Below are 26043 nucleotides of genomic sequence, written 5' to 3'. Positions count from 1 at the left end.
AAGGCCGGGCCGGCCTGGGCGGCGCCGCTCGCGCTGTCGGTCACTTGGTCTCCTCCTTCGGAACCGTCCAGCCGTGCTCGCGGGCGATGCGCAGGCCCAGCAGGCTCGGCTCGCCCGCACCGACGCCCTCGTCCGCGCGGCCGTCCTCGAATCCGGCCAGGAGCCGCTCGTTGTCGCGGAAGGTCGGCAGGGTCTCGGGGCCGCGGGTGGGGGCGACGGCCTCACCGCGCTCCAGGCGGGCCACCAGCTCGACGGCGGAGGCCGGGGTCTGGTTGTCGAAGAACTCCCAGTTGACCATGACGACGGGGGCGTAGTCGCAGCCGGCGTTGCACTCCACGCGCTCCAGGCTGATGCGGCCGTCCTCGCTGGTCTCGTCGTTGCCCAGGCCGGTGTGCTCGCTCACGGCCCGCCAGACCTCGTCGCCGCCCATGACGGCGCACAGGGCGTTGGTGCACACCCCCACGTGGTAGTCCCCGGCGGGGTGGCGGCGGAACTGGCTGTAGAAGGTGGCGACGGCGCTGACCTCCGAGCGCGTCAGGCCCAGCTTCTCGGCGCACAGGGCGATGCCGCGCGGGGAGACGTAGCCGTCGACGCTCTGGATGAGGTGCAGCATGGGGATCAGGGCGCTGCGCTCGTGGCCCGCGGGGTAGCGGGAGGTGATCTGCTCGATCTCGGCGTCCAGGCGGGCGCCGAGATCGGGGTCGTAGCCGGCGGCGGTCGCACGGGTGTTCTCGGTGGTGCTCATCAGCGGTCCACGCCTCCCAGGACGGGGTCGATGGAGGCCAGGGAGGGGACCAGGTCGGCGATCATGCCGCCCTCGCCCATCATGGCCAGCGACTGCAGGTTGGAGAAGGAGGGGTCGCGGAAGTGGACCCGGTAGGGGCGGGTGCCGCCGTCGGAGACGGCGTGGACGCCCAGGACGCCCTTGGCGTGCTCCACGGTCTGGTAGACCTGCCCGGCGGGGACGCGGAAGCCCTGGGTGACCAGCTTGAAGTGGTGGATGAGGGACTCCATGGAGGTGCCCATGATCTCGCGCACGTGGTCCAGGGACTGGCCCTGGCCGTCGGTGGCGATGGCCATGCGGGCGGGCCAGGCGATGGTGGGGTCGGCCACCATGGTCGTGTTGGAGGGGTCGTCGCCCCGCTCGGCGATCTCGTCGAGGCGGTCCACGCACTGGGAGACGATCTTCAGGGACTGGTAGCACTCGTCGAAGCGCACGGCCAGGCGGTTGTAGCAGTCGGAGCGGTCGTAGACGGGGATGTCGAAGTCGTAGGTCTCGTAGCCGCAGTAGGGCGTGATCCGGCGCATGTCCAGCGGGTACCCGGCGGCGCGCACGCACGGCCCGGTCAGGCCCATGGCCATGGCGGCGGCCAGGCTGACCTCGCCCACGCCGACGAAGCGGGACTTCAGGATCGGGTTCTCCATGAGGAGGGACTCGAGCTCGCCGATGTCGTTCTTGATGTTCGGCATGACCGAGCGCACGAAGTCGGTCAGGCCCGTGGGGATGTCCTGGGCCAGGCCGCCGGGGCGGACGTAGGCGTGGTTCATGCGCAGCCCGGAGACCATCTCGAAGGCGCGCAGGATGTTCTCGCGGCAGCGGAAGGAGATGGTCATGAGCGTGGTGCCGCCCATCTCGTTGCCGCCGGAGCCGATGGCGACGGCGTGGGAGGCGATGCGGTTGAGCTCCATGAGGAGCACGCGCATGACCGAGGCCTTCTCGGGGATGTCGTCGGTGATGCCGAGCAGCTTCTCCACGGCCAGGGCGTAGCCGACCTCCTGGAAGAAGGGGGCCACGTAATCCATGCGGGTCACGAAGGTCTCGCCCTGGACCCAGGTGCGGTACTCCATGTTCTTCTCGATGCCCGTGTGCAGGTAGCCGGTGCCCACGCGGACCTCGGTGACGGTCTCGCCGTCGACCTCCAGGACCAGGCGCAGCACGCCGTGGGTGGAGGGGTGGACGGGCCCCATGTTGAGCACGATGCGGTCGTGGCGGAGGCGGTCGTCCTCGTCGCGTGCGGCGATGGCGGCGACGACGTCGTCCCAGTCGCCGCCGGCCAGCGTGTACTGGGGGGCGCCGTCGGCGATGTCGTCGGTGGCCGGCCCGGCGGCGCGGAAGGTGCTTGCGGGGCTCATCAGCGGTACGACCTCCGGGTGTCGGCGGGCGGGGTGGCGGCCCCCTTGTACTCCACAGGGATGCCGCCCAGCGGGTAGTCCTTGCGCTGGGGGTGGCCCACCCAGTCGTCGGGCATGGCCGAGCGGGTGAGGTTGGGGTGGCCGTCGAAGACGATGCCCATGAGGTCCCAGGTCTCGCGCTCGTGCCAGTCGTCGCCGGGGTAGACCGGCACGATCGAGGGCACGTGCGGGTCGGTGGCGGGGCAGGCGACCTCCAGGCGCAGCTGGCGCCCGCCGTGGGTCAGGCTCACCAGCTCGAAGCAGGCGTGCAGCTCGCGGCCGGCGTCGCCGGGGTAGTGGACGCCGCTGACGCCCAGGCACAGCTCGAAGCGCAGGTCCTGGTCGTCGCGCAGGGGGCGCACGACGTCGAGGAGGTGCTCGCGGGCGATGAACAGGGTGAGCTCGTCGTGCTCGACGGCGACCTTCTCAATGGCCTCGGCCGGCTCGACCCCGGCATCGGCCAGGTCCTCGACGAGGGCGTCGACGACGCCGTCGAACCAGGAGCCGTAGGGGCGCGCCGCGGCCGGGGCGAGGGTGACCACGGTGCGGTGGCGGCCGTAGCCGGTGGTGTCCCCGGCGTCGGCGGCGCCGAACTGGCCGGAGTGGGCGGAGACGACCTCGGCGACCAGCTCGGGGCGCACCGGGCGGCCGGGCACGACCTCGGGGACGGCGGCGACCGGCTCGATGTCGCCGGCGGTGTCGGGGGAGGCGGCGTTCTCACTCATGCGAGCCGGCCCTTCATCTCGGAGACGGGGGTGGCGGCCAGGGCGGCGGCCTCGACGGCGCGCGCGATCTCCTCGCGGTGCCTGAAGACGGGGCGGCGCTCGATCTGGCGGGTGAGCTCGAGCATGGCGTTCAGGAGCATCTCGGGGCGCGGCGGGCAGCCGGGCAGGTAGATGTCGACCGGGACGATGTGGTCGCAGCCCTGGACGATGGCGTAGTTGTTGAACACGCCGCCGGAGGAGGCGCAGGCCCCCATGGAGATGACCCACTTGGGCTCGGGCATGGAGTCGTAGACGTTGCGGACGATGGGTGCCATCTTGTGGGAGACGCGGCCCGAGACGATCATGACGTCGGCGTGGCGCGGGGAGGCGCGGAAGACCTCCCAGCCGAAGCGGGCCATGTCGAAGCGGGGGGTGCCGGTGCCCATCATCTCGATGGCGCAGCAGGCCAGGCCCATGGTCACCGGCCACAGGGAGCGGGCCTGGGCCAGGCCGGTGAGCCGCTCGACGCTGGTGATCAGGAACCCGGGGCCGTCCACGGACTGCTCGGCGGCGAGCTGGAGGTCATCCCGCTTGGAGGGGATGTGGAGCATCTTCTCGTTGTAGTCGCGCATGTTCATGGTGTGCCTGCCTTACCTGCCCGTCCCGCGCCCGTCAGTCCCAGTCCAGTCCGCCGCGGCGCCACTCCAGGACGTAGGGCACCGTGATCAGGGCGATGAAGATGAGGGCGGCGCTCAGCCCGAACAGCCCCAGGCGCGCGAAGGCCGTGGCCCAGGGGTAGAGGAAGACGACCTCGACGTCGAAGATGATGAAGGTCATGCCCACCAGGTAGAAGGCGATGGGGAAGCGCCCGGTCTCGGTGTTGGTGGGCGTGGGGTCGATGCCGCACTCGTAGTTGGCGACCTTGACCCTGTTGCGCTTGTTGGGGCTCACGATCGCGGACAGGATGAGGCCGCCGGCGGCCACGACCAGGGCCATCGCCGCCATAATGAGCAGGGAGACGTAGGGGTTCATGCTGCTGGCACCATTCTCGTCAGGAGCTGGATGAGGTGGTCGATCGCGTCGCCGCCGCGGCGCTCCCAACCGTCGGACAGGAGCTTGGCCACGAGCCTCATGAGGTGCTTGCGGCCCAGGCCGTAGCGGGTGCACACGCGCATGACCTCGGGGTGCTCGATGAGGGCCACGAAGACCCGGCCGAGGGTGTAGTAGCCGCCCATCTCGGCCTCCAGGGCGGCGGGGTACTGCCCCAGGGCCCTCTCGCGGCCGACGGCGGTGGAGCGGGCGGCGGCCTGCGCGGCGGCCTCGGCGGCCAGGCGCCCGGACATGAGGGCCTGGGCGATGCCCTCGCCGTTGAAGGGCGAGACCATGCCGCCGGCGTCGCCGAGCAGCATGAGGCCGTCGGCGTAGTGGGGTTTGCGGTTGAAGGCCATGGGCAGGGCGGCGGAGGCCAGGCGCCCGACCCGGTTGTCCGGGGTGAAGGCCCAGGAGGCGGGGACGGAGGCCACCCAGCGGTTGAAGACGGCGCGGTGGTCGACCCTGGTGGTCGCGGCGCGCGAGGACACCGAGCCCAGCCCGACGTTGACCAGCCCGTCGCCGACGCTCCACAGCCACCCGTAGCCGGGCAGGAGGGCGGAGCGGTTCGCCGGGCCGTCCCACAGCTCCAGGCGGGACTCCATCCAGGCGTCGGCCGCCCGCGGGGAGCGGAAGTAGGCGCGCACGGCCACGCCCAGCGGCCTGCGCTCGTCCTTGCGCCGGCCGACGGCGGTGGCCAGGCGGGCCGAGACGCCGCCGGCGTCGATGACCAGGGGGGCGCGCAGGGTGGCGGGGCGGGGGATCCCGGGGCGGGCGACGCGGGTGGTCGGCCTGGTCTCGACGCCGACGACGCGTCCGGCGGCGGTTGTGGCCGGGCCGGTGGCGGTGACGCCGGTCAGCAGGCGGGCCCCGGCGGCGGCGGCGTGCTCGGCCAGGTCCCGGTCGAGGTCGGCGCGTCGGCGCGCCAGCCCGTAGGAGGGCAGGGAGGCCTGCTCGGGCCAGGGGATGTGGAGACGGTGCCCGCCCCCGATGACGCGCAGGCCCTTGTTGCGCTGCCAGGTCGAGGTGTCCACGCCCATGCGGACGAGCTCGCGCACGGCCGAGGGGGTCAGGCCGTCGCCGCAGACCTTGTCGCGGCCGAGCTCGTGCCTCTCGACCACGATGACGTCCAGGCCGCAGGTGGCCAGGTGGTAGGCGGCCGACGAGCCGGCCGGGCCCGCGCCGACCACGACGACGTCGGCGCTCAGGTCCTCGGCGCCCGCGCCGCCGCCGGGGCCGCCCGTGGGGGCGGTGCGCCTGCCGTCCCGGTCAGTCACCGCGTCCCCTTTCCTCTCATGCCGAACAGCCCTCTGGGTAGGAAGGCCTAGGGCGACTCTACCGAGACTGCGACCGGAGCCCGAGCCCCGGTGGAGCCCCCGTTGCGCAGGGAAGCCTTTCCGCGCCATGGCGTCAGCGAGTGCGCCCGTGCCCCCGCGGTCCCGGAGGAGGATTGAAACCAATTAGGCCCTTCTTCCCTTGCGAAATACTGCGCATACCGGGCCGGCGCTCCCCGAGGGGTACCGGGCCCCGGGGAGCGTGACCTTGCTGTGACCTTCCTGCTGGCGCTGCCGGTGGTCCCCCGGCCGGCGGCCGCCATGGTGCCGGGGCTGTTCGCCGCCATGGCTCCGGTGATCATGACGGGGCTCGCGCGCACCCGGCACAGCGAGCCGGCTGGCCGTGAGCGCCGTGTACGGAGCGGGGATCTGGTGCGCCTTCGCGGTGGCCGTGGTCACCAGGAGGGTGGGCGGGCTGGGTGGGCTATCGCCGAAGGACGACGGCGCCTCCATCGCCCTGGCGGCCTTCGCCGAGGAGCCGGGCAAGCCGATCCCGTTGGCGGTGGTCGCCCTGGGGGCGCCGGGGCGCGCGCGGCGCTTCGCCGCAGCCGACTGGGCGCTGCTGGGGTACGCGGCCGGGCTCGGTTTCACGGTGGCGGAGGACATCTGTCCGCCGCCTTCGGCAGCCGGGCCTGCTGGAGGCCCTCCTGGGCGGGTCCGGGCTCTCCTGCTCCCCGAACCCGTGGACGCTGGGCAGCTACGCGCACTGGGGCGGGGCCGTGGCGGTGGGCCACCAGGTGCGCACCATGATCGTGGCCGTGGCGGTGGGCTTGGGGATCGCCCTGTGGCGGGTCGGCACGGTGCGGGCTGGGGCCCCCTTCGGCGCGGCACGACGGGTGACGGCCCTGGTCCCGCCTGTGCTGGCGATGGCGCAGGTGAGCGCCGACCACGCGGGGTGGAACGCCTGCGGGTCCGCCCTCGGCTGGATGGACAACGACGCCGAGGGCGTCCCGTGGTGGGTCTGTCCGCTGTGGCTGGTCGGCGGGCGGGGCGCCCTGGCGGTCCCGGTCTCGGTGGCGCTGCTGGGGTGCTGCCTGCTGGTGGACGACTACCGGCGCGGAGGCGCGAGAGAACGCGGTCTGCCCCTGCCCGAGGCCCCGGCGGTGCGCCTGCCGGTGCTGACCGGCGTTCCCGGCCCTCTGCAGGCGGTGTCGATCGCGGTGCTGGCCCCTGGTGCAGTTCGCCTGGAGCGACCTGGTGGTGGTCTGGTCGGCCTACGGGGACCGTCGCCGGGGCGTGCCGGCGGCGATGCGGCGGGGCCGGGCGACCGCGGCCCAGGTGCGGGCCGTGCGGGCCGATACCATGGGCGCCGTCGCCCCGGGCCGTGAGCCGAGGACGCGCCTGCTGTTCCGTCTGGGCGCCCTGGTCGCGACGACGGCGGGGCTGCTGTGGGTCGTGTACGGGCTGTGGGCGGGCATGAGCACTGGCGGGCATTGGGCATCAAGGGCGACAACGTGTTCTTCGCCGGTCTTCTTGAGGGGCTGGCCCAGTGGTGGGACGGCCTGGGCTGGGCGGGCCAGGTCCTCATGACCGCCCTGGGGGTCATGCTCATAGTGGCGCTGGGCGGGTCCTTCGCCCTGGCCATGGGCGCCACCGGCGTGATGGCCTGGGGGCTGTCGCACAGGCGGGGGGCTGGCCGCCCTGGTGCGCGACCCGAGGAGTGCTTTCATGGGTTACGTCACCACTGTCGCCCCGGGCCGGCTCTGTCTTGACGTGCTGGACCTGCTGACATACCCGGCAGCGCGTTCGGGTGAGCGGGCCGCTGGGCGGCGGGGGCTCCCGCCTCCGCGCTCGCCGAGGCGCGCGCTATGAAGACCTCTGCCGACTTCACCGAGCAGCAGGTCCGCTTCGCCGCCCATGCCCGGGTCGCCACGCGGGCCGCCGAGGCCGGGCCGGAGCAGCCGGCCAACAGGTACGGGTGCGCGGCGTCGGCCTTCACGCGGGAGAGAGCTGATAAAACGCTCCGTAAACTGAGCAGGCCGGGATCAGGAGTGAGCAAACGGGACCTCAAGGAATTAGAGCGCGTTGCGGATGCGGTGTCTAACGGTCGCAGCGACGTGAGGCGTCTGGCGGAGTACACCGGCGAGCGGGGCGGGGAGCAGATGCTGAACCGAGAGGGCCACCACATCCCGGAGGCCTTTCACTCGGTCCAGCCCCCCCCCGCACGCGGCCCCGGCCCGGGCCACGTGGACGGCCTGGCCGTCCCACCCCGCGGGGACGAGGTCGTCATCCCCGAGTACAAGGGCGGCACCGCCGCCTACGACCCGAGCAAGACCTACGCTCTTGATGAGCTCGATGAGCTCGGAGCCCCGCCCGCGGCCCAGGGCACGTCCGACTATGTCATGGACCGCATGCTGGAGGACGAGCGCGTCCCCCGGTACTTCCACGACGACCCCGGCCTGCGGGAGCTCATCAAGGACGGCCGTACCAGCCTGCGCACGGACGTCTTCGAGACCCCCGGCCCGGGGCGGACCACCAGGGTCCGCACCACGGGCTTCTCGCCCTCACCCGGCTTCACTGCCAAGCTCGAGCAGAAGATCGCCGGTCTCTAAGCACTCAACCACACATCAAACACCCAAGAGAAAGGATCATCCCATGACCGACTTCTTCGTCCTGCAGGTCCGGGAGGATGTGGCCTAGATCCGGGCCTGGACGGACCACTCCTGGCCTATGACCCTCCAGGAGGCCTTCGCCGTCCGCGACCGCCTCGGCTGGACACCCGCTCCCGACGACGGCCGCTTCTTCAACCACCAGGCTCTCCACCAACGGCCAGGAAGACGGACACATCGGCATCGTCAACGAAGGCGGAGTCAAAGGCGTGAGCCTCCCACTGTCTTCGCGGGCGCTGCCCCCGCAGTGGGCCCAGGCGGCCCCCATCACCCGGGCCGCCTATCCTCAGTACGTCCAAGCCTCGACCGCCCTGTGGGGGCCAAGCCATGACAAGCGCGGGCGAGACGGCTCCCGCATCAACCGCTGGTCAGGTCATGACTCAGGCCGGGGCGGAGAAGGAGCCCAGCAGCCAGGCGAGCGCCCAGAAACAACCGTCCGGATCCCCCGCTGCGTCCCCCCACCGCCACGCGATCGCTCTACCGTCCGCGAGCATCGTCCGGCCCGAGTCCTTCGGGGCGGTGGGAAGGTTCAGCTCGCCACGGCGAGGCAGACTCTGGGCGAGTCCCACGGCCTTGAGACAGGCCTCGCCGAGCACCCAGTGGGACAACCGCGCCCCGGGCACCCCGCATCTGTCGCCCCATCGGCGCAGAGCCGCCGGTCGAGAACGAGGCTGTTGCACGTCCACGCCGATCGGACCGGGCGCTCGCACGACGGCGATCAACGAGCCTGAGTGGCTCGCTGACCAGAAGCTGCCGCAACCGACGCAGCGGCTACGGCCGTCATCCAAGGGCTGCGGTTGGGGACTCTTGCAACAAGGGCGCAGCCTGGCCAGGTGCCGAACTGCCCGCCGCCCCGACCCCGCGGGGGCGGGGCGGTCTGAACGGACACGCCAAGCCCAGACGCCATGAGGCACCGCCGGGACCGCCCATAAGCTAGGGCTCACGTGCGGACCATGATCGACTGATAACTGCCTCCGATCTCGAAGGAGTTGATAAGCGTCAGAATCGAGCCCGATATGTCCAGACCACCAGCCGCGCCACTGAGCAGCGCCGGAACGCGTCCGCGCTGACGCATCCACACAGCCTGCAGGACGCCGAGCATTGGCGCCGCACTCAGCGTGTCCCCCTGGACGCCTTTGGGGAAGCTCACGCTGGCCCCGGAGGCCAGCCCCAGCCTCTCCAGAGCATCCTGCTCCAGCCGGTCGGGCAGATCGCGCCCGCACGCGGCGCTCACCACCACGTCCACGGAACCGGGTCCAATGCCTGCGTCATCAAGGGCACCGGTCATCGCCCGCAGGATCCCATCACAATCACGGCGAAGAGTGCCCGGCACCGACCCGTCCCCGGCCATGCCGAATCCGACAATCTCAGCCAAGGTCGCCCGGTCGGGATGAGAATCCGGTCGTTCGAGAAGCACTCCCACTGCGGCCTCACAAAACAGCCGTCCTGTGTTACCGCGCGGATTCAGAGTTCCCGTGGACAGGAATCCGGGCTGGCCGTGGAATCCGCTGAGCAGTACTCTTGTGACCTCGTCGGCCGCGACCAGGATGACCCTTTCACACGCTCCCGAGCGCATGAGCTGTCCGGCGAAGTGCAGAGCCGAGACCGCCGAGGTGCCTCCTGCGCAGAAAGTCGCCGTAGGACCGCGCATCTGCTTCAGAAGAGCAACATGTCCCGCGGCGGCGTTCATCACGGTGTTCGGAAAGATGCGGGAGTCTCCCTCCCCGGAAACGAGCAGACCGCGCTGGAACTCTTCAATCGCCGTCAACGGCCCGTAGCCCGTGGCGAACACCAGTCCAGAGGATTCGAGCGCCTCAGACGAGAGCCTCGTCCGCACAAGCAACTCGGAGACCGCCTGCGCCGCCAAGCGGCTGAGCCGATCCAGGCGGCGCAACGACCGCGGGTTGATCCCCGCTTTCAGCCTCTTGTCGGGAACCATGCCCACAGGGTACGAGGCGCCTTCGCGCACAGTGGCGACCTCATCGTACAGCCGAGTGCCGTCGAACAACTTGTCTGCGACCTGCAAGGTGTCGACCGCATGACCGGCAATAGCACCCACACCGGTCACTTCCAAAGTGAAGTCGAGATACTCCGGCCCGGAGTCGTCCGAGTCGGGTGGTGAGAACAGCAGGCTGGCGTTATTCCCGCCAAAGGCGAACGAGTTCGAGGCCACGACGCCGATCGTCCCCTTCCGCGCCCGGTCCGGCACGATATCGATCCCTTCGCCCTCGAGTCTCGCGGTTTTGCGCTGCTGGGCGAGACTGTCCTCCGGCACGTGGGTCGGTGGGAGTACCTGCTCCACCAGTGCCTTGATCGAAACCACTGACTCGACGGCGCCAGCGGCCCCGAGGGTGTGCCCGATCATGGACTTCGTGGAGCTGACCGGGGGGTGCGGACTGCCAAGAGAGGAGATCAGCCGCAGCTCGCCAGTGTCGTTGGCGGGAGTCCCCGTTCCGTGTCCGTTGATGTAGTCGATCTCAGTCATCTCAATGCCGGCCATCCGGGTGGCTGCCACCATGGCGCTGCGCGCTCCGCGCCCTCGCGGGTCAGGCGCGGTGGGATGATAGGCGTCGGCTGAGAGTCCGTAGCCGCGCAGTTCGGCCAGGATCCGCGCCCCGCGGTTACGGGCCGCGTTGTCCTCCTCCAAGATCAGAAACGCGGCTCCCTCGCCCAGAGTCAGCCCGTCACTGCGGGTATAGGGCGCGCAGTGCTCCGCCGAGAGCGCGGACAGACTGGAGAACCCGGCGAAGGGAAGATAGGCCAACGGATCAGATCCGCCGACCACCATTACGTCGGCGTGGCCGGAACGCAGGACCTCCATGCCGTTGGCGATCGCGACCGCGCCCGCCGCGCACGCATTCGAGTTGACAGTGCGGGCCCCCAGGAGGGCGAACTCGCTGGCCAACGCGTCGCCGAGCGCATGCAGCGGATACTGCCACAGCAGCCTGTTGTCGGCTGCGTCCAGGCCATCGCTGATCCACTGCCTCTGGAATGCCTCACCCCTTCGGGCACCGCCGATGCAGGTTCCGACGCTCAGGCCCCGACGGTCCTGCGGATAAGGATTGGCCTTCTCGAGGCCGGCATCGCGCAGGGCGTCACCCAGCGCCAGCGCAGCGAGCTGAATCGCACGGTCATCATCTTCGAGGCCGGGTTCCTCGACCGACCGGACCTGGCCGCCCCACCTCGTCGACACACCGACCGTCGGGATCGAGTCGAAGTCACCCAGCCCAGACTGGCCCTGAGCGATGCCGGACCACCCCTCCGCCAGAGTTCGTCCAGCGGCTGTCAGCATGGACATGCCGGTAATGACGACCTTCATGGACGCACCCCGATCGTTCGCACCCAGGACAAAGGGGTCACTGCAGGCCTTGAGACAGTCTCGAGGACCTGTCCGTCGCCCGTCATCAGGCTCAGGCCGGGCACGCAATACGGATTATCCAGCAGCAGGAGCCCGATGCCGTCGCCGCACCCCGCTGCAGGCGCTGCGACCTGCACGGTCCCCACCGCATTATCCTCATCGAACACGCTCGTGCCGCTGGCGGGGAAATCCTGACCGCGGGCGTATGCGGCGACCAGTCGCCGGGTGCCGGCCGGAACACCAAGGGCGGCATCGCCGTAGAATGCATCATCTCTGGTCAGCGACATGAGCCAGGAGACGCCGGACTCAGTGATGCTCAGTCCGCGAGTTTGCTCGGGGATGATGGGATGGTTGGTCTCCACGTGGACGCGGACCAAGGCCTGCTGGTCGATCACCCCTCCCCCGAGTTCCGCGGCCCGGGCGGCAAGCACGCCCATGGCGGCCTCGATGGAACCCGAACCAATAACGACGTAACCGAACTCGGACGTCGTACCAGTCCTTGCGAGCCTGACGGGCCGGCCGCCGACCGTGGTTCCGATCACCTCGTTCAGCAGCAGATCGGAGATCGGCTGGTCGATGAGCGGCTCGACGACCTCCCACGACCGAGGGCCTTCTATCGCGATCGCGAAACCCTCGGCCGGGGTGACTTCCACCCGCTCATGCACCTGCTCCGGAGCGGCCCCGCACGCGGCGTCCAGCCATCCCGCAGCGGCATCAAGCAGGAGCAGGTCCTCCGCCTCTCCGAGCAGGACCAGCGCGGTTCCCGCCGGACGGCCGGTCTTGTCGAGGACCAGCGACCACTCACTCGTGTCCGGGTGCGAGTACTCGGTGGTGCGGGCCAACAGCCACGACAGCATTCCTTGACGCTGGGCGCCGGAGAGCCGAAGCAACGAGCCCGTCATCGGATACACTCCCACACTGCCTCTGAGCGCGGCATAGCTGTCGTTCAGATCAAGCATCTCTTTCTCCTTATTGATAAATGAACCCCACAATTACAAGGGACGCAGCCGGTGACGGGGTCACCTGATCCGCTCGCACGACCCGGGCCGGCATCCAAGCACGCTCAGGACCGAGGCAGCCGGGTGAACTTGCAGATCGACGGTGAAAGGCCGGCGGGCCCGCCCCAGGCACGTCAGGAGCACCGGTCCATGACCGAATCGGATAAACACCTCGGTATCGGAGGGCCTCCCTTGCGGCCACGGAGCGACCACCAGATACTGATCAGGTGCGATCATGAGCGCCACAGCGCTGACGCCTCCCTCCCAGCTGCGGGCTGCTTCAGACAGCTCCCACAACCTCCCGTTCGCAAGGACCATGAACCGAGATCCTTTCGCCACGGACGGAGTCAGGCAAACGGCGACGTCCCCGTCACCGCCGCTGTCGGCAGTCGCCCGCACGCGCAGCATCCCCTCCTGCCCGAGGCCGACTGACCAGCCGGGTCCGTCCTGCTGGTAAGGCAGTGACCGATCCGGCCCCGCCCAGACGACGCCATGGTCTGGGTCGTTCCGGTCGGGAACTTCGACGACCCACAGTCCCGCGTGCCAGTCGCCCAGCGGACCGAGGGCACGAGAGCGCGGCCAGGGCGATGTGAGGATGGAACGACCACCGCAGAGCCACGTAGCCAGCGCAGAGCCGGAAGCCATCGTGAGGCGGTGCGGCCCGGTCTCGCACACGCGAGCGCCTTGATTATCCGGAGCCGACCAGTCGACGGGCCGCACAACGTCCTGGTCGGGCGGCTGCACACTGTCCTTCAGGCGGATCTCATTCACGCCCGGGGCCGACTCGGCACACGGCTCGGTCGCCAGGTCATGCTCGGACGCACTCACCGTCCATGTCGCCTCCCGGCCTGCGGGAACGAGCAGCTGCGGGAGATGAAGCGCCTCGAACCTGGCGTCGGCCCCGTCCCACCGTGCGACCAGTGTCCGTCCACCGGCACTGACGGCCACGGCATCAATATGCTCGTTCCGCGCGTCGTCAAAGGGCCTGCGAACCGCTGGCTGGAAGTCTGCCGCTGAGGGGGGCCACACTCCCTGACGCGTCGGGCCGCTGTACCAGCGGCCGCCTGAGTGAAGGTGCCATACGGACCCTCGCAGTCGAGTCCACGGGCTGCAGATCACTGCTCTATCGGACGACGTGCGCACCTCCAGCTCATTGCCGCGCACCGTGCAGGTGCGCTCAATACCGTCTGCCGTGCCGGCGAGACGCACGCCGTCGAGGCGCTGGTGCGCGATGACACGCGGGGAACCGGGCTGCAACGGTACGGCGTCAGCCTGCCTGGCCGGCGTCGTGTTGCGCCAGCCAGGAGGATCCACATGACGGACCACCGGCCATCGTTCGAGGAGTACCGGCGACCCCCCGTCCTCGATCCGCAGAGTCCCTTCGTCGTCAACGGTGACGGTCCAGGCGCCGTCTTCGAACTCCGCCCGCCACAGCTCCGCGGTCCGGGGCGGCACCACTGCCCCGTTGCCGGGTCTCGGCAGCCGCACGGGCAGCGTCGCCCCGGCCTCAAGGACCTCACCGGTATCGAGGTCCACGACGATGTATGAGGGGCTGTCCCCCAGCTGCACCTCATATCGCGCGCTCCACCGGCCGTCGACCCATTCCACGCCGGATGACGCTCCAGCGCCGCGAGTGCCGCGCAGTGCGTGCAGGCCCGGCGGGGCGTCCCGGTACCGCACGTCCACGGACATCATGTCGAGCACGACACCGGGGAGCCATGAGACCAGATCGACGTAGCCCCGCTGATCGGGCAGGGATCCCGGTTTGCAACGGAATCCGGCGCGGGCGTAGAGCGCGAAGGCCGGGTTCACGGGACTGGCCTCCGTCCGCAGCACCCGCACCCCCATCGCCAGAACCCGTCGGAACGCGATATCGAACAGCTTGCCGCCGACCAGTCCGTTCCGGTGGTGAGGGTCAATCAGGTACAGGTCGGAGTAGAGCTCGTCGGGAGGCGACGACCTCCGCCCGCTGTCACGGAGCATTGCCAGCATGCCGACAATACGGCCGTCTTCCTCCTCGGCCACCAGGACGCACTTGGCACAGCGCTCCATCAGGGTTTCGTGGATGGTCGCCGGGGTCTTAAGCGCATCCGAGGCGTCCGCGCCAAAGCCTGTGCGCACAATAAGATCGCGCACCCGTTCCGCATCCGAACGAATGTAGTCACGGATATGCATGCCGTCCTCACGCCCCTGCCGCGCCCTCGCGGATTGAGACGGCAACGCCTCCCTCTGCCCGCAGCTCGCCGTTGACCTCGATCCTGCAGCTGAACTCTCGCAGGGCCCCCGCAGCAGTCTTCAGCACGCAGTGCGCCTCCACCAGGTCGCCGGGAACGACCGGCTTGCGGAAAGCGAATTTGCGGATGGCGGCCAGCAGCGGGATCCCACCGGCTGAGGACCTGCCCGCTGCCGCAACAACCCCCGCGGTCTGCGCGGCGGTCTCCACCAGGAGCACGCCCGGATAAACCGGGTGGCTTGGGAAGTGTCCCGCGAAGACCGGGTTGGAGATGCTGATGAGCGAGAACCCGACGCCGCAGCGCCCCGGCTCATCGACCGTCACCCGGTCGAGCAGGACGAACGGGTGCCGGTGGGGCAGCCGGTGCAGTATCTGCACGGCCGAGTAGGTGTCGCCCGCCATCGTCATGACCGCCTGTCACACAGCTGGTCAACGATCCTATTGATGGACCCGAACGCCGCCGGGGTGTCCTCCAGCGTGACGCTGTACTCCTCGTCAATGAGGCTGACAATCTCAAGTGTGTCCAGTGAGTCAAGCTCGAGTCCGCGTCCGAAGAGGGGCTGATCAGGGTCGACCCGCGCAGGATCGTCCGGCAGGTCAAGTCCGTCGATGAGCATCTCGGTGACCCGGCCCACCAGGTCGAAACGCTCCTGTGCATGTGCTCGCAGTTCTGACACTTCGGCTTCCTTCATTGTGCTAAACGGCATCAGGCCGTTATCCCTCCGTCAACGGCCAGGATCTGGCCCGTGATGTAGCTGCTGGATTCCCCGATGAGGAACGCTATGGCTGAGGCGACCTCGGCACTCGTCCCGGGCCGCCCCAGCGGAACCGTCTCCATCGCCCTCCTGCGCGCGGACGGATCCATGGCCCGGTACATATCGGTCTGGGTGTACCCGGGAGCCACGGCGTTGACACGGATCCCGAACCGTGCGCTCTCCTTCGCCAGCGACTGGGTCATCGCGTTAATACCGCCCTTGCTGGCGGAGTAGTTCGCCTGTCCGGGCTGACCGGACAGGCCGGCTACTGAGGAGACGAGGACAATCGCCCCACCGCTGCGACGCATCGCCTTGGTGGCCTCCCGGCATACGAGAAAAGAACCGCGCAGGTTGACCCTGACGACCGAGTCGAAGGCTTCGGCAGTCATTATGCCCGCCAGCCCGTCCCGGGTGATCCCCGCTGCGCAGACCAGTGCGCGCAACGGCGCATCGGCTGTCTTGCGCATCTGCCTGAAGCCGGCCCTGACCGCTGCCTCGTCCGCGACGTCGACCGCCTGGGCGTAGAAGCGCGCGCCGGTCGCCTCAACGGCGCGCGCAGTCTCCCCCGCAGCGTCAGAATTCGACTTGAACCACCCGGCGATGTCATACCCCGCCTCCGCCAGAGCGATCGCGGCGGCACGACCGATTCCGCGTGATGCTCCGGTCACCAGTGCCAGGAACCTGTTCCTCATGACACGTCCACCTGCGTCACCGTCCGCCCGCCCCGATAAGGGCGGGCCAGGCGCGCCAGTACCCCACCAGGGCCGAAGACCCGGACCTCGGAGAGCGTCATCGTCGACTCCATGACTCTCGACCAGAGCACGGGCATGGTCAAACTCGCCCGCAGATCTTGGCGCACGTCTTCGGCAGTCCGCGCCCTCATGGCGAGGATGGACCCTTGGTAGGACCAGGTCGGCGCAGGCTCCATCTCGACGGCGTCAACCATGGCGCACCACTGCGACTCCACCGGCGCCATCATCCTGGAGTGGAACGCGTGGCTGACCGCGAGCATCTTCGCCCTACCCTCCAGCTGCGCACAGGCCCGCTCGATGAGATCGCGCGGACCGGAGAGCACGACCTGTCTGGGGCCGTTGACAGCACCTACGTCCACGTGGAAACGCGCAGCAAGCTCATGTGCCCGTTCCTCCTGCTCGTCGGCAGTGGGAAGGCCGTTGATCGCCACCGCGAGCATCGAGCCGTGGCCCGCCACCGAGCCCATCAACTCGCCTCGCGAAGCCGCGAGCCTGACCGCGGTGGGCATACTGAGGTAGCCGGCGGCCGCGGCGGCGGAGATGGCCCCAACGCTGTGCCCCGCTGCCACCACCGCAGAGGAACCCATCAGCTCCTCCGATGCCACGGCCCAGCTGGCCAGCGCCGCGATCGTGATAGCCGGCTGAGCGTTCTTGGTCCGCTTCAGCTCAGCATCGGGTGTGCGCCAGCACAGCTCACGCGCATCGATCCTCAGAATGTCGGAGGCCAAGTCGAACACCTGCGCCGCCGCGGCTGAAGCCTCGGCCGCCCTGCGTCCCATGCCGACGGCCTGGGTTCCCTGACCGGGGAAAAGCGCCAATATGCTCGAGGAGCGCAGCGCCGTCGTTCTTTCCTGGATCAATTGATGCTCCTGCGCATCCGAAATGCCCCCAGGCCTCCGCACACGATCGTCATAGCGACAAGAACAAGAACGGCAATCCCATTCGTGACGCTCATGCTGCCGATCATCAGCTTGAAACCGAAGTACTCGGCGATCGTCTCATGCGCGCCCGGCAGCCCCTCCGTGAGATCGGTTAGCGCGCCACCGGCCAATGGCTCACGGAGCAGCATCGCCGACTGCGAGAACGGCAAGACGTTGAGCGCGTGCACGACGCCTTTCGTCATCGTTCCCTCCGGGATATAGGCCCCGGCCAGGAAGCCGATGATCGTCCCCACGATCACACTCAGCGAGGTGAATGCCCCGGAAGTGCGCACGAAGGTCACCATAAGAGCCGACAAGGACGAGAACCCAAGGCACATCAGCGCGGCGTAACCGACGCTCAGGAAAACATTTCTCCAGCCGGGAAAGCTGTCGTAAGCCATCGATACCACCACCAGGCCGGCAGCGAAGACGACCATGCTCATCACGAAGGCGATGAGACAGGAGGCGACAAGGTAACCGGTGATGAGCTGCACCGAGTTGATCGGAGACACCCGGAAGTCCTTGAACCGTCCGAAGACCCTGTCCTCCACGAATGTGTTCAATGCCGACAGCCCCGTGGTCACCGTCGTGATCATCACCATCCCGGAGAATACCCAGGTGTAGACGAATGCATCAACTTGCTCCGCACTGGCCTCAGGAAGCGAGTCCTCGAGCGTATCCACCTGAAGGTTCCCGAGAAACAGCACGTAGAGCAGCAGAAGGATCAGCGGCGCGATGAGCGAGAGGACAACCTGCCCTCGATCACGGTAATAAACTCGAATATTGCGTCGCACCAGTCCCAGAGTCGTCCTCATGACTTCCTCTCCTGCGTCGTGAGCGCCAGAAATACATCGTCCATCGAGCCCTGCCGAAACTCGAAGTCGACCAGGTGGGGGCGCAGCGCGTCCAGGGCCCTCAGGGCCGCCGCCGAATCGGGTACCGTGAGGTGCACAGCGCCCCCGACCTCCTCCGACTCGGCCTGGACGCCCGGCACGAGGGCGCGCACCCGATCGGCCGCGCCCGGGCTGTCCTCGTCCTCCAGACTGACCGACAGGTGGGGGGTGCTGTACTGCGCCCGCAGCTCGAACGGCGTCCCCTCGGCGATAGAGCGTCCGTGGTCGATAACGAGAACACGGTCCGCGTTCTCCGTCTCGGCCATGTAGTGCGTTGTCAGAAGGACCGTGAGCCCCAGGTCCGTGCGCAGCTGGGAGATGACCGACCAGACCTGCTCGCGACTCTGAGGGTCCAGCCCCGTCGTCGGCTCGTCGAGGAAGAGCATCGAGGGCTTGTTGAGCAGTGCCCGCGCAATGTCCGCGCGTCTTTTCTCGCCGCCCGAGAGCACGCCGTAGCGCCTGCCCTGGAACCCTTGCATGTCAATGAGGTCGATCAGCTCGTTCACGCGACGGCGGCTCACGCCGTAGAACAGCGCCCGGGACTCCAGGTTCTCCCTCACCGTCAGGCGCGGGTCGAGCAACGACTGCTGGAACACGATGCCTATATCGGAGCGGATCTCGCCGTCCCGGCGCCCCACCTCCTTGTCGTTGATTGTAATTCTTCCTGAATTGAACGCCAACAGGGTCGTCATGCAGGAGATCGTGGTGGACTTTCCCGCTCCGTTGGTGCCGAGGAAAGCGAACAGGATGCCATTCTCGACCGAAAAGCTCAGATCATCGACGGCGACGTTCCGCCCGTACTTCTTTGTAAGTCCTTCAACACTGATCATTCTTCAACTCCAGGGTTCCTCACACAAACCGGATGGCCGCGCCCAGCACCACAGGATCCGTGCGGACCTGCAAAAAATCGGCAGCCGCCCACAAGTCCGGACAGGGCCGACAACAATCCTCCAGGGCTCAGCGAGACGCATCGCGGCGGAGGTCGCCTCCCGTCCACGTCGCGAGTCAAACAAAACTGAAGTCGCCCGCACACGGACTGGACGCTGACCGTATGAGCAGAGAGCAGGGACATGACATTCCTTCAGCAACATCATCACTTGCGGCAGAGCATACTCCGGCCGACAGCCCTCGTCAAGGGATGCGAGACCCACCTGAATCCCGTGCGGGAAGGCTCGTCGCCGGGAAGCGGACCGGAGGCTCGGCAAGTCAGCGCATTCGCTACTAACTTTTGTCGACGCATCGTGGATACGTGCTTGCTAGGTCCTGCTATGAAAATTGTTTGAGTTAGCGGCTATAAGAACTCAGCTTTTTGGAGGAGGGCAGGTTGTCGGTTGTGATGGTGGTTCCCAAGACGGGCCAACGTCCGCTCCGACGTCGTTCTCCGAGACGGACGCCTCGGGCCGCTCCGGTCCGCCGGGTGGTACACGCGGCACCCCCGCCTGAGATCATGGGCCGCATGAGCCGAGCCACCCTAGCCAAGGAGCCCCGCGAGGTCGCGGGCATGTTCGACGCCGTCGCGCGCCGCTACGACCTGACGAACGACGTCATGAGCCTGTGGCAGGTGCGCGTGTGGCGCGCCGTCACCCGCTCCGCCGTCGCCGCCCGGCCCGGCACCCGGGTGCTCGACCTGGCGGCCGGCACCGGGACCTCCGCCGCCGAGTACGCCGCCGCCGGCGCCGACGTCGTCGCCTGCGACTTCTCCACCGGCATGATCGCCGAGGGCCGGCGCCGCCACCCGGGCATCGCCTTCGTCGCCGGGGACGCCACCGCCCTGCCCTTCGCCGACGGCAGCTTCGACGCGGTCACCATCTCCTACGGGCTGCGCAACGTGCAGGACACCGTCGGCGCCCTGCGGGAGATGGCGCGCGTGACGCGCCCGGGCGGGCGCCTCGTCGTCGCCGAGTTCTCCACGCCCGCCCGCCGCGCCCTCCGCAGCGTCTACCGCTTCTACCTGGGCACGGCGCTGCCGGCGGCCGCGCGGCTCGTGTCGTCCGACACCGAGGCCTACGACTACCTGGCCGAGTCGATCCTGGCCTGGCCCGACCAGGAGGGGCTGGCCGCGCTCATGCACCAGGCCGGCTGGCGGGGCGTGGGCTACAAGAACCTGTCGGGCGGCATCGTCGCCGTCCACCGCGCCACCAAGCCCTGAAATGGTCGCCGCGCGGCGGGCGAGGGCCCGCGACCTCATCGACTCCCCACCCCGGCTCTCCGTGTCCACCCGGGCGCTGCCCGCGCAGCAGGCGGCCGACCTGCTCGCCCTGCTGCACGGCCGCCGGGACGTGGTGGCGTGGGTCCGTCACGGCCGCGGCCTGGTCGGCTGGGGCCGGGTCCTGACGCTGGAGGCGGAGGGCGCCGGGCGGATCGAGGAGCTGCGGGCCGCCTGGCGCGCCGTCGTCCACGCCTCCTGGTGGACGGACCCGCTGGTGCGGCCGGGGACCGGGCCGGTGGCCCTGGGGGCCATCGCCTTCTCGGCCTCCTCCCGGGAGCGCTCGGTGCTGGTGGTGCCCGAGGTGATCGTGGGCGCCGACGCCTCCGGCGCCTGGGTCACCACCGCGTCCCTGGCAGACCGGCCGTCCCAGTCGCCCCCGGCCCCAGCCCGCGCCGGGACCGGCCGCAACCCGCGCCGGGACCGGCCGCAACCCGCGCCGGGACCGGCCCGGCCGCGCGCCGAGGTCTCCCGCGGGGCCCTCGCCGACGACGCCTACCTGGCCGCGGTCGCGGCCACGCAGCGGCGCATGGCGGCGGGCGAGGCCCGCAAGGTCGTGCTCGCCCGCGACGTCATGGTCACGCCGTCGACCCCGATGCCCGCCCCGCGGATCCTGGCGCGGCTCGCCCACGGCTACCCCTCGTGCTGGACCTTCGCCGTCGACGGGATGGTCGGCGCGACCCCCGAGCTGCTGGTGCGCCTGGAGGGACGGCGCCTGGCCTGCCGCGTGCTGGCGGGGACGGCCCGCCGCCGCGCCGGCCGCGCCCGCGGGGCGGCAGAGCCGGCTGAGCCGGCTGAGTTGAAAGAGCTGGCCGAGCTGGCAGAGCTGACTGAGTGGCTGGAGGCCTCGGGCAAGAACAACCGCGAGCACGAGCTGGCTCGGGCCTCTGCGCTGGCGGCGCTGGAGCCCCTGTGCTCGGTGGTCGAGGCGCCGGAGCGCTTCGTGGTGACCCTGCCCAACGTGCTGCACCTGGCCAGCGACATCACCGGGGTCGTCGCCGGGGACACCGGCGCGCTGTCACTGGTGGGGGCGCTGCACCCCACGGCCGCCGTGTGCGGCACCCCGACGCCGGCGGCGGCCCGGATCATCGAGGAGGTCGAGGGCATGGACCGCGGCCGCTACGCCGGGCCGGTCGGATGGGTCGACTGGCACGGGGAGGGCGAGTGGTGCATCGCGCTGCGCAGCGCCGCTCTTCCCGACGGCGGCCCCGGGCCGGGCGCGCCGGCGCGGGTGTTCGGCGGGGGCGGCATCATGCCGGACTCCGTGCCCGCCGACGAGCTGGCGGAGACCGAGGCCAAGATGCGCCCCATGCTGGGAGCGCTGGGAGCGCTGGAGGCGCCCGCCTGAGCGCGCCCGGCGCGGGCCGGGCCGGTGACGCGCCGCCGCCCTCAGGCCCGCGGCGGCTCGTCGCGCTGGCCCGCGGCCCGGGCGCCGGTCGCCCCCCGCCCCTGCGCCCGCAGCGGCTCGGCCAGGGCCAGGGTGCGCTCGGCCACCGAGACCCGCACCCGCTGGCCCCAGGTTGCCTCGCAGCGGTCGGCCTCGATCCCGTCGCCGAAGACGACGAGCCGCTCGCAGGACACCACGAGCCCCAGCTCCTCGCCCTCGTCCAGCAGCCCCTCGGTCATGGAGGCGCCCGTGACCGGCGAGGGCCAGGCCTCGCGGACGAACCAGGCCAGGGTGCGCGCGGCGGGGTCGGGAAGGTCCCGCCCGCCCCGGTCGTGGGCCAGGGAGGCGACCCAGCCGGTGGCGCCGGTCCCGGTCGAGACGATCAGGCCGGAGGAGGACTGGGTCTCCTGGCGGTCCCGCCACTCCAGGCGGTAGCGGGCCGACTGGTGGGAGGCGTGCCCGAGGTAGATCTCGTTGAGGGCGGTGAGCTCCTGGCCGTCGTCGAGCCGGGCGCGCACCATGGTCCGCCGGGAGACGGCCGGGGTCCGGCCGCGGGCGATGAGGCCGATCAGCTCTCCGCCCGCCTTCACGTCGCAGGGCACCAGGGGACCGCGGCCGCCCCCGGGGCGCGGGTCGATGCCGATGACGACCTGGCCGTGCAGGTACTTGGCGGCGTTGGCGACCAGCCCGTCGGGGCCGACGACGATGACGACGTCCTCGGGCGCGAAGAGGAAGGACGGCAGGTCGCGGCGCTCGACGCTCGTGCGCGCCCACTCCTCGGGCAGCAGGGCCGCGACGGCGGCCAGGACCTCCTGCACCTGGTCGTGGGAGCGCTGCACCTCGGCCAGGGAGCGCCCGCGCGTGCGCAGGAAGAACTCGGCCTGCCCGCGCGTGGAGTGCCGGTCGACCAGCTCGTCGAGCTCGGTGCGGCGGTGGACCAGGACCGCCCGGCGCCGCAGGGCGGCCGGTACTGCCGGTACTGCCGGCGCTGCGGGTGCCGTCGCCGTCATGCACGCCCCTCCCCCGCCCCGGCCCCCGGCAGCAGGCCGGCGAGCAGGCCCTGGAGGATGTCGGGGGTGAGGTTGATCTGGCCGACCTGCGGCAGGTGCTTGGCGGCCTCCTGGAGCGCCATGGCGCGCAGGACCTCGGCGCCTATCCCGGCCAGCGCGCTCAGGCGGGCCGCCTCGACCTCGTTGGCGGCCCGGCCGACACGCTCGGTCTCGGCCGCCTCGGCCTCGGAGCGGATACGACGGCGCTCGGCGGCGGCGCTGGTGTCCACCAGGGCGGCGGCGGCCTTCTCCTCGGCCTCGCGCCTGGCATTGGCGCCCTCCTGGGCGACGAGCTCCTCGCGGCGGCGGGCGAGGTCGAGCCTGCTGGCGAGCTCGTTGACGGAGATCTGCTGCTCGCGCTCGACGGCCAGGGCGCGACGCTCGTACAGCGCCCGGTCAGCCTCGGCCTGGAGCTGCTCGCGCAGCGGGGTCTGCAGGGCCTTCTCGATGTCGCTCTCCGGCCGCAGCGACAGGACCCGCACGTCGCAGACCTCGACGCCCGACCCGGTCAGGCGCTCCTGGCCGGGCAGGCCCGAGGCCAGCGCCTCCCCGACGCGCTCCAGGCCGCCCTGCAGCGCGTCGGCCATCGTGAGCCCGCCGACGACGTCGACGGCCAGGGCCCGGGCGATGCCGGCGACCAGCTCGCCGATCTCCTCTTCGCCGCGGGGCGGCCCGGCCACGGAGCGGGGGTAGATGTCGAAGTCGAAGCGGGAGGCCGCCAGCTCGGGGTCGCCGACACGGTAGGTGAGGGCCGCCTGGACGGTGACGTCCTGCTGGTCGGCGGTCGTCACGTGGAACAGGACGGCGCGCTCGCGGTCGACCACCCGCAGCTCGGACAGCGCCGTGGTCGCGGGGAGGAACCAGAAGGCCTGGCCGACGCCGCTGCGCACGACGCGCCCGCGCCGCAGTCGGACGACGTGCTCGGTCGGCGAGCCCTGATAGTGGCGGATGAACGGGATGGTGCGGATGATGCCCATGTCGGCTCCTTGCTCACATGTTTTCGTCGTCCTGACGATAACTGGGGCGACCCCTTTTCGTCAACCTGACACGATAGGCTTCGGGCATGCGCCCCCCATCACACTCCGCAGAGTCCCCCGCCCCGGCCCTGCCGCCCACCGCGCTGCTGGTGCCGGTCGCCGTCGACGTCGTCGCCCTGACAATCATCGCCGCCCGGCTCAACGTCCTCCTGGTGGACCGGGCCCTGCCGCCCTTCGAGGGCGAGGCGGCCCTGCCGGGCGGCTTCCTGCTGGCCGGCGAGCAGACGATGGACGCCGCCCGGCGCGAGCTGGTCGAGGAGACGGGGATCGACCCGCCGGGCCATCTGGAGCAGATCGCCACCTACGGCCCCCAGGGGCGCGACCCGCGCGGGCCGGTGCTGTCGGTCGCCCACCTGCTCATGGCGCCCCGCTTCGCCGCGCCCCGTGCGGGCGGGGACGCCGGCGGCGTGCGCTGGTGCGAGGTCGGCGGGGTCGCCGCGCGCCTGGCCTTCGACCACGGACGGATCCTCGCCGACGGCGTGGAGCGGGCCCGCTCCAAGATCGAGTACACGCCCCTGGCCACGGCCTTCTGCCCGCCGGAGTTCACGATCTCCCAGCTGCGCGCGGTCTACGAGGCGATCTGGGGGGTGCGGCTCGACCCGCGCAACTTCCACCGCAAGGCCACCCGCACCGAGGGGTTCCTCGAGCCGACTGGGAGGATGTCGCAGGCGGGGGCGGGCCGGCCCGCGGCCCTGTACCGGGCCGCGCCCGGCGTGGACCCCACGGCGACGGTGCTCTCCCCGCCGCTCACCCGCCCGGCCGCGCCGTGAGCGGCCGCGTGCCCGGCGCCTGGCCGCGCATGGCGTCGAAAGGGCGGAAGAGCGGGGGGCCGGGGAGGCCCCTCAGGAGTCCTTGCGCTCGGAGAGCGTCGCCGTCGTCTCGATCTCCTGGCCGTCACGGATCACCGTCAGGGTCACCTGGTCGCCGGCGGAGTACTGCCGCACGAAGCCGGTGAGCGCGGTCCCCTCGGGCGTCGCCTTGCCGTCGATGGCGGTGATGACGTCGCCCTCCTTCAGCCCCGCCGTCTCCGCGGGCGAGCCGGGCTCGACCGTGCCGACCTCGGCCCCGGCACGGGTCACCCCGTTGGCGGTGCCGCCGCCGTTGCCGATGGTCACGCCCAGGTAGGCGTGGGTCGCCGTACCGGTCGAGATGAGCTGGTCGGCCACCTTCTGAACCAGGTTCGACGGGATCGCGAAGCCGATGCCGATCGAGCCGGCGGGCTGGTCGGAGGAGGACGTGCCCGTCGAGGCGATCGAGCTGGTGATGCCGATGACCATGCCCGTCTCGTCGAAGAGCGGGCCGCCGGAGTTCCCGGGGTTGACCGCAGCATCGATCTGGACGGCGTTGGTCACCACCTGAGAGGCGCTCTTGCCGTTCTGGCCCAGCCGCCCGCCCTGGTCGCGCCGGTTGCCGGACGAGTCGTCGTCGGACGAGCCGCCCTCCTGCTGCGTGGTGATGACAGGGCGGTTGAGGGCCGAGATAATTCCGGTGGTGGCGGTGGAGGACAGGCCCAGCGGGTTTCCGATGGCCATGACGTCCTGCCCCGTGACGAGCTTGCTGGAGTCCCCGATCTGCGCCACCGTCAGGTCCGAGGGCGCGTTCTCCAGCGCGACTACCGCCAGGTCGGTGGCAGGATCGGTGCCGGTCAGCTTCGCCTCGTAGATGCGGCCGTCGGCCAGGGTGACCTGAATCCGGCTGGCCCCGGCGACGACGTGGTTGTTGGTCACGATGTGGCCGGAGGAGTCGTAGATGACTCCCGAGCCGGCCGCCGTGTTCTGCCCCTGCTGCACGGTGATGGACACCACGGCGTTGGAGACCGCGGCCGTGACCGCCTCCCAGTCGGGGGCGGTGCCCGTGGAGGAGACGGTCTGCGTGGTGGAGCCCGTGGCGATCGCCGTCGGGGCCGAGGTCGAGGAGGCGGCGGGGGCGCCCTTGTCGAAGTAGTGGAGGCTCGCGGCCGTGCCGCCGCAGGCGAGCAGCGCCACCACCACGGAGGTGGCGACGACGCCGCCCCAGCCCGGCCCGCGGCGCCCGCCGCCCTCGCCCACCGGGGTCGACGACGACGGCGAGGACGGCACGGACCCGTAGGAGAGCCGGCCCTCGGCGCCGGCGCCGTACCCGCCCGGGGCGTCCCCGCGCGGCGTGGAGCCCGGCGCGGAGGAGGATCGCGCGAAGCTGTAGCCCGCCGGGGTCCGGGGGGCCGCGGTGTAGGGGGACGCGCTCGCGTCCGCGCGGTACGACGAGTCGGCAGACGGCGGGGCGAACCGCGAGTCGGACGGGCCTGCCCAGTCGGCTGAGGACGAACCGCCCGCGCCCCGCTGCTCCGCCCCTCCGGAGCTCGCGGCACCTGGCGCGGAGAAGCGCGCGGTCTGCGCCCCATCCGCTCCGGGCTGAGCCTGCGGGCCGCCGCCCGTCCGCGAGGGCGTGGCGCCGGATTGCTCGTCGTATGTGCTCATAAGGTCCTCCCTGGGCCGCGGCCCCTTCTTCAAACGGGTCTCACCCAACACGGCCGGTCTGGGCCACAACCGACCCTCGTCTGGGACTTTC

General features: G+C 70.5%; 24 protein-coding genes. 6 read left to right on the top strand and 18 right to left on the bottom strand.

From position 1 onward, the window contains the following. Positions 1-40 precede the first annotated feature (40 nt). Genes nuoE through AIF0345_RS03720 form a run of 6 tightly spaced genes read right to left on the bottom strand, consistent with a single transcriptional unit; the run spans position 41 to position 5173 of the window. On the bottom strand, positions 41-745 hold the full coding sequence (gene nuoE, locus AIF0345_RS03745) for an NADH-quinone oxidoreductase subunit NuoE (RefSeq protein WP_043562425.1): 705 nt from the start codon (positions 743-745) through the stop codon (positions 41-43). Next, positions 745-2133, bottom strand: coding sequence for an NADH-quinone oxidoreductase subunit D (locus tag AIF0345_RS03740; RefSeq protein WP_043562426.1), 1389 nt, complete (start codon positions 2131-2133; stop codon positions 745-747). The genes nuoE and AIF0345_RS03740 overlap by 1 nt, the downstream gene beginning before the upstream one ends. Continuing rightward, a complete protein-coding gene (locus AIF0345_RS03735; protein ID WP_273166877.1) occupies positions 2133-2897 on the bottom strand; it encodes an NADH-quinone oxidoreductase subunit C in 765 nt (254 codons plus the stop codon). The genes AIF0345_RS03740 and AIF0345_RS03735 overlap by 1 nt, the downstream gene beginning before the upstream one ends. Continuing rightward, positions 2894-3514: an NADH-quinone oxidoreductase subunit B gene (locus tag AIF0345_RS03730; protein ID WP_404975974.1), complete on the bottom strand. Its 621-nt coding sequence runs from the start codon at positions 3512-3514 to the stop codon at positions 2894-2896. The genes AIF0345_RS03735 and AIF0345_RS03730 overlap by 4 nt, the downstream gene beginning before the upstream one ends. Before the next feature lie 34 nt (positions 3515-3548). Next, entirely contained in the window at positions 3549-3908 is a 360-nt protein-coding gene (gene ndhC, locus AIF0345_RS03725) for an NADH-quinone oxidoreductase subunit A (RefSeq protein WP_043562428.1), read from the bottom strand. Continuing rightward, positions 3905-5173, bottom strand: a complete 1269-nt coding sequence (locus AIF0345_RS03720) for a geranylgeranyl reductase family protein (RefSeq protein ID WP_285297884.1) — start codon at positions 5171-5173, stop codon at positions 3905-3907. The genes ndhC and AIF0345_RS03720 overlap by 4 nt, the downstream gene beginning before the upstream one ends. A gap of 845 nt (positions 5174-6018) precedes the next feature. On the opposite strand from AIF0345_RS03720, the gene AIF0345_RS03715 reads away from it, so the two are divergent. The 3 genes from AIF0345_RS03715 (at position 6019) to AIF0345_RS03700 (ending at position 8639) form a co-directional block, all read left to right on the top strand. Further along, positions 6019-6627: a hypothetical protein gene (locus AIF0345_RS03715; RefSeq protein WP_285297245.1), complete on the top strand. Its 609-nt coding sequence runs from the start codon at positions 6019-6021 to the stop codon at positions 6625-6627. Between the two features lie 480 nt (positions 6628-7107). Next, complete coding sequence (locus AIF0345_RS03710) at positions 7108-7851, top strand: hypothetical protein (protein WP_285297243.1); 744 nt, start codon at positions 7108-7110, stop codon at positions 7849-7851. A gap of 266 nt (positions 7852-8117) precedes the next feature. Then, on the top strand, positions 8118-8639 hold the full coding sequence (locus AIF0345_RS03700; RefSeq protein WP_353962061.1) for a hypothetical protein: 522 nt from the start codon (positions 8118-8120) through the stop codon (positions 8637-8639). A gap of 209 nt (positions 8640-8848) precedes the next feature. Here the strand turns inward: AIF0345_RS03700 and AIF0345_RS03695 are convergent, their stop codons facing one another. Genes AIF0345_RS03695 through AIF0345_RS03655 form a run of 9 tightly spaced genes read right to left on the bottom strand, consistent with a single transcriptional unit; the run spans position 8849 to position 18647 of the window. Continuing rightward, entirely contained in the window at positions 8849-11227 is a 2379-nt protein-coding gene (locus AIF0345_RS03695) for a beta-ketoacyl-[acyl-carrier-protein] synthase family protein (RefSeq protein ID WP_285297241.1), read from the bottom strand. Further along, on the bottom strand, positions 11224-12225 hold the full coding sequence (locus tag AIF0345_RS03690) for a hypothetical protein (protein ID WP_268917569.1): 1002 nt from the start codon (positions 12223-12225) through the stop codon (positions 11224-11226). Before AIF0345_RS03690 ends, AIF0345_RS03695 begins: the two co-directional genes overlap by 4 nt. A gap of 60 nt (positions 12226-12285) precedes the next feature. Further along, positions 12286-14439: a GNAT family N-acetyltransferase gene (locus AIF0345_RS03685; RefSeq protein ID WP_285297239.1), complete on the bottom strand. Its 2154-nt coding sequence runs from the start codon at positions 14437-14439 to the stop codon at positions 12286-12288. 7 nt (positions 14440-14446) lie between these two features. Then, positions 14447-14905: a 3-hydroxyacyl-ACP dehydratase FabZ gene (gene fabZ / locus AIF0345_RS03680; protein WP_268917567.1), complete on the bottom strand. Its 459-nt coding sequence runs from the start codon at positions 14903-14905 to the stop codon at positions 14447-14449. Further along, entirely contained in the window at positions 14902-15174 is a 273-nt protein-coding gene (locus AIF0345_RS03675) for a phosphopantetheine-binding protein (protein WP_285297237.1), read from the bottom strand. The genes fabZ and AIF0345_RS03675 overlap by 4 nt, the downstream gene beginning before the upstream one ends. Before the next feature lie 29 nt (positions 15175-15203). Continuing rightward, the gene (locus tag AIF0345_RS03670; RefSeq protein WP_285297235.1) at positions 15204-15944 is read right to left on the bottom strand and encodes an SDR family oxidoreductase; all 741 of its coding nucleotides are present in this window, start codon (positions 15942-15944) and stop codon (positions 15204-15206) included. Beyond that, positions 15941-16864 carry an ACP S-malonyltransferase gene (locus tag AIF0345_RS03665; RefSeq protein WP_285297233.1) on the bottom strand — a complete coding sequence of 308 codons (924 nt, stop codon included), beginning with the start codon at positions 16862-16864 and terminating at the stop codon, positions 15941-15943. The genes AIF0345_RS03670 and AIF0345_RS03665 overlap by 4 nt, the downstream gene beginning before the upstream one ends. Next, positions 16861-17739 carry an ABC transporter permease gene (locus tag AIF0345_RS03660; protein WP_285297231.1) on the bottom strand — a complete coding sequence of 293 codons (879 nt, stop codon included), beginning with the start codon at positions 17737-17739 and terminating at the stop codon, positions 16861-16863. The genes AIF0345_RS03665 and AIF0345_RS03660 overlap by 4 nt, the downstream gene beginning before the upstream one ends. Then, positions 17736-18647: an ABC transporter ATP-binding protein gene (locus tag AIF0345_RS03655; RefSeq protein ID WP_285297229.1), complete on the bottom strand. Its 912-nt coding sequence runs from the start codon at positions 18645-18647 to the stop codon at positions 17736-17738. Before AIF0345_RS03655 ends, AIF0345_RS03660 begins: the two co-directional genes overlap by 4 nt. A 626-nt stretch (positions 18648-19273) precedes the next feature. Between AIF0345_RS03655 and AIF0345_RS03650 the strand changes: the two genes are divergently transcribed. Next, positions 19274-19966 carry a demethylmenaquinone methyltransferase gene (locus AIF0345_RS03650; RefSeq protein WP_285297227.1) on the top strand — a complete coding sequence of 231 codons (693 nt, stop codon included), beginning with the start codon at positions 19274-19276 and terminating at the stop codon, positions 19964-19966. Position 19967: 1 nt separating this feature from the next. Further along, a complete protein-coding gene (locus AIF0345_RS03645) occupies positions 19968-21371 on the top strand; it encodes an isochorismate synthase (RefSeq protein ID WP_285297225.1) in 1404 nt (467 codons plus the stop codon). 41 nt (positions 21372-21412) lie between these two features. On the opposite strand, the gene AIF0345_RS03640 is transcribed toward AIF0345_RS03645, so the two are convergent. Further along, positions 21413-22420: a diacylglycerol kinase catalytic domain-containing protein gene (locus tag AIF0345_RS03640; RefSeq protein WP_404975973.1), complete on the bottom strand. Its 1008-nt coding sequence runs from the start codon at positions 22418-22420 to the stop codon at positions 21413-21415. Then, positions 22417-23436, bottom strand: a complete 1020-nt coding sequence (locus AIF0345_RS03635; RefSeq protein WP_285297223.1) for an SPFH domain-containing protein — start codon at positions 23434-23436, stop codon at positions 22417-22419. The genes AIF0345_RS03640 and AIF0345_RS03635 overlap by 4 nt, the downstream gene beginning before the upstream one ends. 86 nt (positions 23437-23522) lie before the next feature. On the opposite strand from AIF0345_RS03635, the gene AIF0345_RS03630 reads away from it, so the two are divergent. Next, the gene (locus AIF0345_RS03630; protein WP_052375092.1) at positions 23523-24266 is read left to right on the top strand and encodes an NUDIX hydrolase; all 744 of its coding nucleotides are present in this window, start codon (positions 23523-23525) and stop codon (positions 24264-24266) included. A 72-nt stretch (positions 24267-24338) separates the two neighbouring features. On the opposite strand, the gene AIF0345_RS03625 is transcribed toward AIF0345_RS03630, so the two are convergent. Beyond that, a complete protein-coding gene (locus AIF0345_RS03625) occupies positions 24339-25952 on the bottom strand; it encodes a S1C family serine protease (RefSeq protein ID WP_285297220.1) in 1614 nt (537 codons plus the stop codon). Between the last annotated feature and the right edge of the window lie 91 nt (positions 25953-26043).

Source organism: Actinomyces israelii (assembly GCF_030253495.1).
Taxonomy (GTDB): Bacteria; Actinomycetota; Actinomycetes; order Actinomycetales; family Actinomycetaceae; genus Actinomyces; species Actinomyces israelii.
Note: the sequence above shows the minus strand (reverse complement) of the source record. Positions and strands in the feature narration are given on the sequence as shown.